At 68.3% G+C, this 11,995-nt stretch carries 11 protein-coding genes; 4 read left to right on the top strand and 7 right to left on the bottom strand.

Annotated elements, in window-relative coordinates; genetic code table 11:
- Window positions 1-4: 4 nt before the first annotated feature.
- From M2165_RS19840 to alaS, 6 genes are all read right to left on the bottom strand, one after another.
- Entirely contained in the window at window positions 5-622 is a 618-nt protein-coding gene (locus tag M2165_RS19840) for a biliverdin-producing heme oxygenase (RefSeq protein WP_280816294.1), read from the bottom strand.
- Window positions 623-741: 119 nt separating this feature from the next.
- On the bottom strand, window positions 742-1,176 hold the full coding sequence (locus M2165_RS19835; protein ID WP_280816293.1) for a hypothetical protein: 435 nt from the start codon (window positions 1,174-1,176) through the stop codon (window positions 742-744).
- Between the two features lie 11 nt (window positions 1,177-1,187).
- On the bottom strand, window positions 1,188-3,401 hold the full coding sequence (locus M2165_RS19830) for a M1 family metallopeptidase (RefSeq protein WP_280816292.1): 2,214 nt from the start codon (window positions 3,399-3,401) through the stop codon (window positions 1,188-1,190).
- 691 nt (window positions 3,402-4,092) lie between these two features.
- A complete protein-coding gene (locus M2165_RS19825) occupies window positions 4,093-4,587 on the bottom strand; it encodes a pentapeptide repeat-containing protein (protein ID WP_280816291.1) in 495 nt (164 codons plus the stop codon).
- A gap of 161 nt (window positions 4,588-4,748) precedes the next feature.
- Window positions 4,749-5,765: a 2-dehydropantoate 2-reductase gene (locus M2165_RS19820; RefSeq protein WP_280816290.1), complete on the bottom strand. Its 1,017-nt coding sequence runs from the start codon at window positions 5,763-5,765 to the stop codon at window positions 4,749-4,751.
- Between the two features lie 24 nt (window positions 5,766-5,789).
- Window positions 5,790-8,414, bottom strand: a complete 2,625-nt coding sequence (gene alaS, locus M2165_RS19815; RefSeq protein WP_280816289.1) for an alanine--tRNA ligase — start codon at window positions 8,412-8,414, stop codon at window positions 5,790-5,792.
- Window positions 8,415-8,660: 246 nt separating this feature from the next.
- Between alaS and M2165_RS19810 the strand changes: the two genes are divergently transcribed.
- The 4 genes from M2165_RS19810 to M2165_RS19795 all read left to right on the top strand — a co-directional run bounded on the left by M2165_RS19810 (window position 8,661) and on the right by M2165_RS19795 (window position 11,315).
- Window positions 8,661-9,482, top strand: coding sequence for a ferritin-like domain-containing protein (locus M2165_RS19810; protein WP_280816288.1), 822 nt, complete (start codon window positions 8,661-8,663; stop codon window positions 9,480-9,482).
- Between the two features lie 103 nt (window positions 9,483-9,585).
- Window positions 9,586-9,984 (top strand): hypothetical protein, encoded by a 399-nt coding sequence (locus M2165_RS19805; RefSeq protein ID WP_280816287.1) that lies wholly within the window; start codon window positions 9,586-9,588, stop codon window positions 9,982-9,984.
- A 196-nt stretch (window positions 9,985-10,180) separates the two neighbouring features.
- On the top strand, window positions 10,181-10,711 hold the full coding sequence (locus tag M2165_RS19800; protein ID WP_280816286.1) for a hypothetical protein: 531 nt from the start codon (window positions 10,181-10,183) through the stop codon (window positions 10,709-10,711).
- Between the two features lie 88 nt (window positions 10,712-10,799).
- Entirely contained in the window at window positions 10,800-11,315 is a 516-nt protein-coding gene (locus M2165_RS19795) for a DUF1579 family protein (RefSeq protein ID WP_280816285.1), read from the top strand.
- Window positions 11,316-11,499: 184 nt separating this feature from the next.
- Here the strand turns inward: M2165_RS19795 and M2165_RS19790 are convergent, their stop codons facing one another.
- Window positions 11,500-11,736, bottom strand: coding sequence for a hypothetical protein (locus M2165_RS19790; RefSeq protein WP_280816284.1), 237 nt, complete (start codon window positions 11,734-11,736; stop codon window positions 11,500-11,502).
- Between the last annotated feature and the right edge of the window lie 259 nt (window positions 11,737-11,995).

Below are 11,995 nucleotides of genomic sequence, written 5' to 3'. Positions count from 1 at the left end.
CTTCCTACAGGCCGAAGCGCGGCAGGAGGCTGCGAAAGCCGGCGACCGCGCCGCGCCGGGCGGCCTCGACCGAGGCCGTGTCGGCCAGCGCGGCGCCGAGCTGGCTCACGAAGTCCTTCCATTGCGCGGCCATGCTGCCGGGCGCGCCGGGCGGCTGGAAATAGCGCATCGGATGCGGCGCGAAGCGCGGGCCGAGCCGCTTGTGCATCGCCGCGCCGCCGAGCTGCGAGCCTTCGAGCACGTAGGCCAGGCCCCAGGCGAAGGCCGGCGTGCGCGCGGCTTCCTGCGCGAGCCCCGGCGACGCGTCGGCACCGCGGGCCGGCGCAGTGCCGTCGAGGCGGGCGCCGATGTCGTCGAGGTCGTCGAGGTCGAGCACCAGCGCCGCAAGGCGGCGGTCGGCGCGCGCCGCGGCGCGGTCGAGCCCGGGCAGCCCGGGGGCGGCCAGCGCCTCGCGCAGCGACTGCAGCCAGGGCCGCAGGGCGCGCAGGTGCGCCGCGTAGTCGGCCAGCGTCGCATCCTCGCGGGCGATCGGCAGACGGCGGTCCAGGCGTTCGTGGAGTTCGTGGGTGGCGGCGCGCAGCGGGCGCAGCACCTCGGCGATGGCGATCGGAGGGGTCGTCATGAAACGGGGAAGGCGGAACTTCGCCGAGCCTACGCGAAAGCCCGCCGGCGCCGGTGGGCGCCTCTCCCCTGTTCTCGTAGGAAATCCGGCCGCGGGTCGCCCCGCGGCCGGTGGCGGGGCTACAGCTTGTGGGCCTCGACCGGCCCGCGCGAGTAGACGAGGAAGTAGCCGGTCCCGGTGCGGAACCCGTTCTTCTCCCAGCCCGGCGGCACCTTGAAGACCGCGAGCTGCTCGCTCGACACGCCGACGAAGGGCGTGTCGCCGCTGTCGGTGGTGATGCGCCGCCAGCCTTCGCGCGTCACGGGCTGCAGCTGCATCTTCGGCGCGCTCCAGTCGGGCGTGCGCACCTTGTCGCGCAGCACGTAGCGCCCGCCCTGGCGCTCGATCTTCACGAGCTCGCGCAGCGTGCCGTCGCCCTCCTTCCTCACCGCGTAGACGCCGACCAGCTCGGCCTCGGGCCCGGGGCCCGGGCCGCAGCCGGCCAGCAGCAGCGACGAGAGCGCGGCGCAAGCGGCGGCCGCGCGGACCTTCTTCAGCGAGTTCTTCATGGTCATGGCGGCTCCGTTCAGCGCTTCTGGTTCTGGCGCAGCTTCAGGCTGCCCTGGTAGCGCAGCGCATGCGGGTATTCCTCCTTCGCGCCCGCGGCCACCGCCAGCGTCTTCTGCTCGCTCGCCTCGGTCTTGGCGAGCAGCGCGGCCGGCAGGTTGACGATGTTCTTGATCTCGTCGTACTGCGCCTGCGTGATGCGGCCCACCGACAGCAGCCGGAAGGCGTCGCGCTCGATGTTGAGCAGCAGCGGCTTGTTGTCGGCGAAGTTCTGCGCCTTGGCGAGCAGCTCGCTCCACGACTGCGTGCTGTAGTTGCTCACGTAGTAGTCCTGCCCGGTCGGTCCGGCGAGCACCGCGGTGCAGCCGGGCAGCTCCACCTGCGTGGTGCTCGACGCCATCACGAAGGTCTTGCGCTCCTGCATCGCGTCGCCATAGGCCAGCGTGACCGGGATGGTCCACGAGGAGGCCGGGAAGGCATTCTGGTTCGGGAACGGCTCCTGGCTGATCGACACGTAGGTGCGGTCGCCCGCGCACTGCGCATCCACCGTCAGCAGCGGCACGCCCGTCTGGCGGATGAAGCTGTCGCCGATGTCGGCCACGCGCTTGCCGCCGCTCGCCTTCTCGAGCGAGGTCCACAGCCGCGTGGGCGTGACGTTGCCGAAGGCATAGTCCTTGAGATAGATCTGCAGGCCCTTCTGCATCGCCTCCTCGCCGATGTAGTTCTGGATCATCTCGAGCACGTGGCTGCCCTTGTTGTAGACGAAGATCGACGGGCTGATGAAGCCGAACGAGCCCGCGTCGTTGAGGTTGCGCTGCACCGGCACCGCGGTGTTCTTCAGGTCGGCCACCACCACCGCATGCTTGTCGAGCACGTAGTCCGAGAAGCTGTAGTAGTCGGGATGGAATTTGATCGTGGTGCGGCGGTCGAACCAGCGCGCGAACGATTCGTTCAGCCACACGTTGTCCCACCAGTCGAGCGTGACCAGGTCGCCGAACCACTGGTGCGCGATCTCGTGCGTGACCACCGTCACCGAGTAGAGCGTGGGCTTGTCGCCCGGCTTGGTCAGCACGCGGTCGGCGAACTCGAAGATCGAGCCCCAGTTCTCCATGCCGCCGAAGCCGGTGTTGGGCTTGTTGTCGTAGCTGTCGTTGGCCGCGACGGTGTCGAACTTCTTGAACGGCAGCGGGATGCCGGTGTAGTTGTAGTAGTAGTCCATCGCCACCTTGGTCCAGTCCATCGCGAACGTGGCCCAGCTCGAGCGCCCCGGCGGCGTGAACCAGCGCAGCGGCATCTCGCTGCCGTCGAGCGGGCTCTTGAAGGTGTCGGCCAGGATGTCGAACTTGCCGCCGCCGAAGAAGGTCAGGTACATCGGCATCGAGGGGGTGCGCTCGAAGGAGACGCGCTGGTAGCCGTCGGGCAGCTTGACCGAGTCGATCTGCGCCGCGTTCGACACCGTCTTCCAGTCGCCCGGCACCTCGGCCGAGATCTCGAAGGTATGGCGGAAGGCCGGCTCGTCCCAGCCCGGGAACCACTGGCGCGCGAAGTTGGTCTCGCCCTGGGTCACGATCGCGTCGCTGCTCACGCCCTCGGGCGTGGAGAGGCCGACCTTGAAGATGCCGGTCGCGGCCGAGCAGAAGGGGTTGCGCGCCATCTCGTCGGGCGGGCAGTACTCGGCGTCGGAGAACTGGATCTTGCCGTCCCATTCCATGTGCAGCAGGTACTTGCCCTTGGCGATCTGGCCGTCGCTCATCCGCAGCTGCACGAAGTCGCCGAGCGTCTGCGGCGTGGGCGTGAGCGGAATCGCCTCGCCCGGGTTCGACACCTTGCGCAGCGTGGTGCGGCCCCTGGCGAAGTTGAGATCGTGCGCGGCGACCACGATCGCATCGACCGGCTTGAGCACGTCGATCTCGACGTCGGCGCGGCCCACGAAGGTCTTGAGCGCCGCATCGGGCCGGAACCACAGCTTGTAGTTGCGCGGCCAGACGGTGTCGGGCAGTTCCATCGGCCGCGCCGAGCTGTCGACGGCCGCCACGCGGTCGTCGGGCGACTTCGAGGTGTCGGAGCCGGCCACGGCCAGGTTGTCCGAGGGCGCGGCGAGCCCGGCGCCGCCCGCGCCGAGCGAGGCCCCGCCGCCGCCGTCGCCGCCGCCGCCGCATGCGGTCAGCACCGCGAGCGCGACCGCGCCGAGGGCCAGGTGATGGAAGGCCGAGGGAGTGATGAGTCTTTGCATGATTGCCTCTGATCGTCTTGGTAAGAACATGCGCCGCACCGCCGCCGCCGGCGGATGGCCGGCGATGCGCATGACGCGCGCGGGAATGGGATGGGAACGGGAGACACGCTCGGCGAAACCGCGGGCAGCACCGCGCCCTCCCGCCGAACGCACGGTTCGTCAGGAACAGGCACGCACCCACGCCGCAACCCGCCGCGCTGCATGCGGCGGCCCCAGGATGCGGGGGATCGGCGGTTTCATTCCCTTCGACACGCGAGGTGCAGGAAGGCGGAGGAAGGCGCTGGGCTTTTCTGTGTCGGCTCAGTGCCCGTGCGGTGTCGCGCGGCGCGGCCTGCGCGCATGGGCGAAGCGCGCCACGGCGGCTGCGGCCGCGGCGGAGATGGCAAGAACTGGTGCGGCTCTTCTCGTTGGTGTCACGCGCATTCCCTCGTCCGTGGAAGTGCGCACATTGTTAGGCCGCCATTCGCGCGGCTCACCGAACCGCGGAACTTTTCCCTCTCAAAATGTTCGCGCGCCATAGGCCGAATGGCGTCATCGCATGTCGGGCGGCACCTGCGATACGAAGATGGTTTCGCCACAGCTCGCCGCGGGCCATCGAAGGGCGTGTGCACTGTGACCCCACGGCCACAGTACGAAAGATTCAAGTGGAGCGCACAGCCGCAAAAACCGCACACTGCCACGGCGAATGACTTCAGTTGATCCTGGCGTTGGTCAGCGACATGTCGTTGAAGTTGCTGCCAGTGAAGTCCACCCGCTCGCCTTGCAGATCGGTGGCGTCGATGCCCGTGCCGTTGCAGTCCAGCACGTCGACGCTCGACCATTGGGCCGAATCGAAGTTCAGGTCGCTCCACGTGCATTGGCTGAACCGGGTTCCGCTCATGCGGCTGCCGCGAAACTGAGATCTGGCGAACGTGCAATGGGTGAACGTGCATCCCGAGATGGCGATGCCTTCCAAGTCACAGAGCTCGAAGCTGCAGTTGCTGAAATGGCAGGCCGTCCAGCCAGCCTGCCTGAAGCTCGTGGCCGAGAAACTGCTGCCTGTGAACGTCGACGCCATGAACTGCGCGAGATTCAGGTCAAGTCCGGCGTAGGCGCTGGCGTCGCTCATGCCGGACAGCCCCGCGGGCGCGCCGCCCGCGCCTTTGCGCCAGAGGTCGTGGTTGATGATGATTGCCTGTGCCGACATGATGCCTCCCTTGGAACAGTGGACAACGAATATAAGCCGGCGCGCGCTGCAGCGGAGAACGGCCGTCGCGCTCCGCCCTGCTGCGCATCACCCGATCGTCGGTCCGCATATCCTCCGGAATCTCTGGGCTGCAAACACGATCAGCAGCGGGAACCCGTGCCTCAGAGACCGAGCGCGTCCTGCAGTTGCCGCGCGCTCCACTGCCGGGGCTGCTGCGGCCAGGCCCCGAGCAGCTCGACCATCCGCGCATTGCGCGGCGCAGGCAGGCCGTGCGCCTGCGCGAGCCGCACGACCTCGCCGCTGAGTGCGTCGATCTCGGTGCGGCGGCCGAGCGCGAGGTCGTCGGCCATGCTTGAACGGGCCTTGGCGTCGATGCGCAGCATGCGCGCCGCGACGATGCGGAACAGCCAGTCGGGCAGGCGCAGCAGCATCGGCAGGCGGTGCGCGGGCACGGCGGCCACTTGCGCGGGCGCGATGCCGGCCGCGGCCAGCACGCCGAGCGCCTCCTCGATCAGTGCGGCGAAGCAGCGCCGATAGCCGCGCAGCATCAGCTCCTCGCGCAGCGGCAGGCCCGAGAGCGCATTGACCGGGTTGTTGAGGTTGAGCATGAGCTTGCCCCACTGCACCGGCAGCAGGTCGGCGACCAGATCGAGCGGCACGCCGGCCCGCTCGAACACGGGCACCCAGGGGCGCAGCGCCGCATCGTCCTCCGCCGCGAGCCGGCCCGGGGTGCCGCGATGGAAGGCGCCGGCGCCGATCTCGGCCACGTTGTACGGGACCATGCCGGCGCGCACGTCGAGCGTGGGCCCCACCTCGGCGGCCGCCGCGCGGTTGGAGATGCCGTTCTGCAGCGACAGCACCACGGCACCCGCGGGCAGCGAGAAGGCCAGTTCGCGCGCCGCTTCGGCGGTGGCGCCGCTCTTCACGCACAGCAGCACCAGCGCGGGCCGCGCGCCCGCGGGCACCTGCTCGCCGAGCCGCAGCGAAGCGGCCGGCAGCCGGTGCGCGGCGCCGTCGATGTCGGTGAGCGTGAGGCCGTGCTGCGCGAGCTTGCCGAGCACGCGCGGCCGGCCGATGAAGGTGACCGGCACGCCGGCCGCCGCGAGGCTGCCGCCGACGAAGCAGCCGATCGTGCCGGCGCCCATCACGAGCACTTCACCGGGGGCTTCGCCTCGCATGAAGTGCTCGCGGCGGGTGGTGCGTCAGGCCCGTTCCGCGACCCAGGCCTGCACCGACTGCAGCGCGGCCGGAAGGCCTGCCGCATCGGTGCCGCCCGCCATGGCCATGTCGGCCTTGCCGCCGCCCTTGCCGCCGACCTGCTGGGCGACGAAGTTGACCAGTTCGCCGGCCTTGAGCCTGGCCGTGCTGTCGGCCGTGACGCCGGCGGCGATCTGCACCTTGTCGCCGTCGACGGCGGCAAGCACGATCGCCGCGGTCTTGAGCTTGTCCTTGAGCTTGTCCATGGTGTCGCGCAGCGTCTTGGCATCGGCACCGTCGAGCTTGGCCGCGAGCACCTTGATGCCCTTGACCTCGACGGCCTGCGCCACGAGCTCGTCGCCCTTCGAGGATGCGAGCTTGCCCTTGAGCGCGCCCACTTCGCGTTCGAGCGCCCTCACCTGCTCGAGCACCTGCGCGAGCCGGCCCTGCAGTTCCGCGGCCGGCGACTTGAGCGTGGCGGCCACGCTCTGCACCGTGGCTTCGAGCTCCTGCGTGTAGTGCAGCGCGTTGGCGCCGGTGATGGCTTCGATGCGGCGCACGCCCGCGGCCACGCCGCCTTCGCTCACGACCTTGAACAGGCCGATGTCGCCGGTGCGGCCGACGTGGGTGCCGCCGCAGAGTTCGCGGCTGGAGCCGATGTCGAGCACGCGCACGGTCTCGCCGTACTTCTCGCCGAACAGCATCATCGCGCCGGTCTTCTGGGCCGATTCCATGTCCATCACGCGCGCATGGGTCTCGGTGTTGGCGAGGATCTCGGCATTCACGCGCTGCTCGATCTCGAGGATCTGCTCGTGCGTGACCGGCGCGTTGTGCGCGAAGTCGAAGCGGGTCTTGTCGGCATCGACCAGCGAGCCCTTCTGCTGCACGTGGCTGCCGAGCACTTCGCGCAGCGCCTTGTGCATCAGGTGGGTGACCGAGTGGTTGCGCATGGTCGCGGCACGGCGCGCGGTGTCGACCGCGGCCTTGACCGCGTCGCCGACCTTGAGCGTGCCCTGGGTCTGGGTCCCGTGGTGGCCGAACACGTCGGCCTTGATCTTCTGCGTGTCGTCCACGCCGAACTGCACGCCCTCGGCCACGAGCACGCCCTGGTCGCCGACCTGGCCGCCGCTCTCCGAATAGAAGGGCGTGGTGTCGAGCACCACGATGCCGGGCTGGCCTTCCCGGAGTTCCTGCACCGGCGCGCCCTCGAAGTACAGCGCCACCACCCTGGCCTGTGCTTCGAGCTGCTCGTAGCCCGTGAAGACGTTGCCCGCGCCGGTGTACTCGACGTTGCGGTCCATCTTGAACTTACCGGCGGCGCGGCCCGCGGCCTTCTGCTTTTCCATCGCGGCGTTGAAGCCGGCCTCGTCCACGCTCACGCCGCGCTCGCGGCAGACGTCGGCCGAGAGGTCGAGCGGGAAGCCGTAGGTGTCGTGCAGCTTGAAGGCCACGTCGCCCGGCAGCGTCGTCGCGCCGCCCGCGAGCGCCGCGTCGAGGATCTCCATGCCGTTGGCGAGCGTCTCGAAGAAGCGCTCCTCCTCGGCCTTGAGCGTGTCGGTGATGCGCTTCTCGTCGGCCACGAGCTTGGGATAGGCCTCGCCCATCAGCCTGGCCAGGTCGGCCACCAGCTTGTGGAAGAAGGGCTTCTTTTGGCCCAGCTTGTAGCCGTGGCGGATCGCGCGGCGGATGATGCGGCGCTGCACGTAGCCGCGGCCCTCGTTCGAGGGGATCACGCCGTCGGCCACGAGGAAGGAGGTGGCGCGGATGTGGTCGGCGATCACCTTGAGCGAGTTGTTGGCGAGGTCGGTGGTGCCGGTCTCGCGCGCGGCGGCCTTGATCAGCGCGTCGAAGATGTCGATCTCGTAGTTGCTGTGCACGTGCTGCAGGATCGCGGCCAGGCGCTCCAGGCCCATGCCGGTGTCGACGCAGGGCGCGGGCAGCTTCTTCACCGAGCCGTCGGGCTGCATGTCGAACTGCATGAACACGTTGTTCCAGATCTCGATGTAGCGGTCGCCGTCCTCGTCCGGGCTGCCGGGCGGGCCGCCGGGGATCTCGGGGCCGTGGTCATAGAAGATCTCGGAGCACGGGCCGCAGGGGCCGGTGTCGGCCATCATCCAGAAGTTGTCGGACATGTAGCGCCCGCCCTTGTTGTCGCCGATGCGCACCACGCGCTCGGGCGGCAGGCCGATCTCCTTGGTCCAGATGTCGTAGGCCTCGTCGTCCTCGATGTAGACCGTGGCCCAGAGCTTTTCGGCCGGCAGCTTGTAGACCTGCGTCAGCAGCTCGAAGGCCCACTTGAGCGAATCGCGCTTGAAGTAGTCGCCGAAGCTCCAGTTGCCCAGCATCTCGAAGAAGGTGTGATGCCGCGCGGTGTAGCCCACGTTCTCGAGGTCGTTGTGCTTGCCGCCGGCGCGCAGGCAGGCCTGGACCGAAGCCGCGCGCACGTAGGGACGCTTGTCTTCGCCGAGGAACACGTCCTTGAACTGCACCATGCCCGAGTTGGTGAACATGAGCGTCGGGTCGTTGCCCGGCACCAGCGAGCTCGAGGCCACCACCGTGTGGCCCTTGGAGGCGAAGAAATCGAGAAAGGTCTTGCGGATGTCCGCGACCGTGAATGTGGGCTGGCTCATCTTTGGATTTCGTCTTCTGTCGAGGCGGCGCGGCGATGGCGACCCTCTTGTCGAACCCACTGCGGCGAACCGGCCCGGCTGCTTGATTTGCTTGAACGAACGATTATAGGTTTGGCCACCACCGTTGCCGCCCGGCCCGCCTGCGGGGAACGGGCGCCAGGGCTAACATGACGCTGGCGCGGCAGAACCAAACGCGCCCGGCTTCGTCCTATTCGTCACGGCTGATCATCGAATCAAGGAGCATGCATGGCAGGTCAAGAGGCGGCACATTGGAAGATCGAGGACCTGGACTTCTCCCGCATCGCGGTCGACGAGGTCCGCCAGGACGAGAACCTGTTCTACCTCGTCGCTTCCGCGTCCTTCATCGAGAGCGGCTCGGACCTCTACACGCAGAACCTCATCGACTTCTTTCGCGGCGACGACGAAGTGACCGCCTGGCTCGCCCACCACTGGGAGGCCGAGGAACTGCAGCACGGCCAGGCGCTGCGCGCCTACATCCGGCACGTGTGGCCCGAGTTCGACTGGGAAACCGCCTACCGCGGCTTCCTCGAGGAATACGCCACCTACTGCAAGGTCGAGCTGCTTGCACCCACGCGCGGGCTCGAGCTCAGCGCGCGCTGCGTGGTCGAGACCGGCACCGCCACCTACTACCGTGCCATGGCGCGCTGCACCAGCGAGCCCGTGCTGCGCGAACTCGCGAGCCGGATCGCGGCCGACGAGGTCAGCCACTACAAGCACTTCTACCGCTTCTTCCGCCGCTATCGGCAGCAGGAGAGGCTCGGCCGGCTGCGCGTGCTGCGCACCATCGGGCGGCGAACGCTCGAACTCAAGAGCGAAGACGCCGACTGCGCCGTGCGCCACGCGGTGCGCGGCCGGGCGCCCGAGCGCGCCGCCGACACCGCCTACGTCCAGCGGCTCAGCGGCCGCCTGAACAGCACCATCCGGACCAACCTCAGCGCCGGCACCACGCTCAAGATGCTGATGCGCCCGCTCGAACTGCCGGCGCGCGTGCAGACCGTGATCCAGTATCCGATCAGGCAGTTCATGGACCATGTGTTCCTGCGCTGAAGCCCCGGCGCGCAAATTGCGCTTGACTGCGTTCGCGACCGGGGATTGAGCCCGCGTCGGCGGTGGCATCCGTATACTTTCGGCCTAATTCTTGGGGCCCGACATGCCAGAATTCATCCCACGGAATGCCAGCCTGGAATGGGCGTCGCTGTTCGCCGCCGAATGGACGCGCTTGGCTGGCGGGCGCGCCGATCACGAGTTCCTGATCGACCAGGGCCTCACGCTGGTGCGCGTGGTCGGCGACCGCCCCGCGGCCGACGTGGCGCGCCAGCACTTCGAGAACACCCCCGAACCCGAGCAGCTGGTGCGCGACTTCGAGGCCGACTTCACCGCGCTGGCCGCCGAACTCGGCATCATCCAGCCCGGCGACCGGCTCGATGCCGCGCACATCGCCTTCGCCCACGGCGTGGCCGAGCTCTGTGCCGCGGTCGGCGAAGGCTATGGCGATTCGGCCTGCACGCACGCGGGCCGGCACATCAAGGCGCTGTACGGGCCGATCTGAGGTGTCGAGCGTGGCCGCGTCGGCCCCGCCGCGGCGGACCACAGCTGACGCGCGACGGCCGCGCCAGGAGCCATGTCACGCAGCGTTTCAATCTGTTGGCCGGCAGAGCCGGCGCTTCCAAACACAAAGTCTTTTGTCCTACACGGCTGCCATTTGTCGAAACGAAGAATGTGAATTTTTCACATACGAGGAAACGATGGCCGCGAAGAGCCCACAGCCCAAGTTGGCCGATGACCGTGTACCGGCCACCCCCGTCGCTTATCTGCTGCATCTGATGCAGATGCGCCTGCCCGCCGACATCGTCGACCCGCGCGAGCTGAAGCTGATCTCGCTGCTCAAGGCCACGGAGCTGATCGAGGCCGAGGTCTATACCGCCGGCAGTTCGCGGCCTCGCTACTGGGAAACCCGGGCCGCGACCGTCACCCGAATCACCGAGAACGGACTGGCCGAACTGGCGAGGATGAGCCTCGACCTGCTCAGGTCGGCACGACGGGCCGTCGGCAAGCCGATCAGCCCGCTCGAATATCTGTCCCTGATCGAGAACTCCCCCTTCCCGATCCGCGTCGAGGGGTCGGCCGCGATCACGAACATCATGGTGCTCAAGGCCGCAGGCCTGATCGACGCGACCATCACCCCGGCTGCGCCTGGCCACGCCGACACCGTGCGGCAGGCGCTGATCATCCGCATCACGGCGCTGGGGCGGGACGAGCTGGACCGGCAGAAGTAGCAGGCAGGAGCCATCACCGTCCGGTCCTTAAGATGACGGCCCGGCAACTTCTGCGCGTCCAGGCGGCGCGCCGGTCACGCGAGGCCTCATGAGCAAAGAAGCGTTCGAACGGTCCGCCGCCCCCGGCGGCATGCATCACCGGCTGGCCGCGATGGTGGGCGATTGGAAAGGCCGCTTTCGGCTCTGGTTCGAGCCCGGCGAGCCGGCCGAGGACTCGGTGCAGCACGGGCGGATCCGCTTGGTCGGCCGCGGCAGGTTCCTCCTGCACGAGTACGAGGGCCGCTGCAGCGGCGAACCCTTCGAGGGGGTGGCGCTGTGGGCCTACCATCTCGATGAAAACGCCTTCGAGTGCGCCTGGGGCGAGAGCTTTGGCACGGGCACGTCGATCATGTTCAGCAGCGGCCGGATGGAAGACGGCCGGTTAGCCGCGCTGGGCGGTTACGGCAGCGGTGCTGACGGTGAGCGCTGGGGCTGGCGCACCGAGTTGTCTCAGCCCGACGCCGAACACCTGGACATCCGCATGTTCAACATCACGCCGGGCGGCCAGGAAGCACTGGCCGTCGAGGTCAACTACGCCCGAGCCCTCGGCTCGCCCGTCGCCTGACGCCGCTCCACGTGCACCGCCCTCTGGGCATCCGCGAGTGTTGCCGCGGCCCGTGGCATGGCGCTGCGGCGGCCCCAAAAAAAAAGCCCAGCGCGAAGGCTGGGCGGAAATCATGACGCGAGGATTCGACGTCAAGGCCCGCAATCAAGGATCGGGGCAACTGCAAATCGGGTGGGCGGGTCCGTCAGACCGGGGTGGCTTTCAGACGCGATGTCGTCGCGGTGCCAGTGCCATTGCGCGGTGCAGTGATCGGCCGGAGCCAATCCGCGGCGGCTTCGGCCGGAGACATGGCCCGCAACCTTGCATCACGCCATAGCTCGCGAGCGACATCCTCGAGTTCGAGTGGGTCCACGGTGTGCCACCGCTGCTGCAGCCGATGCGCGCAGGCGGCGATCCAGAGGGTGGCGGGCAGTGGTTCCATGGCAAGGCATTAATACTGTACGAACATACAGTATATCCTTTACTGGCTCCGTTCCACGGTCGTTGGAGCCCTTCAGACGCGGCACCACACATGGACTACCGTCCAAATATGTAAACTCCGCAGCAGGTGATGTGAACTTTTTATTTCATTTTCAGCCCGGCCGTTTACAGTTGAGGCATGACGAAACGCCGAGTTCACATGTGCATCCTGCTGGCGGAGCTCACCGAGCTCCAGAGCAGCGCCGACGCCGGCGATCGGG

Origin of the sequence: Variovorax sp. TBS-050B (genome assembly GCF_029893635.1) — a bacterium.
Classification (GTDB): Bacteria; Pseudomonadota; Gammaproteobacteria; order Burkholderiales; family Burkholderiaceae_C; genus Variovorax.
This window is presented reverse-complemented; position numbering and strand designations above follow the sequence as displayed.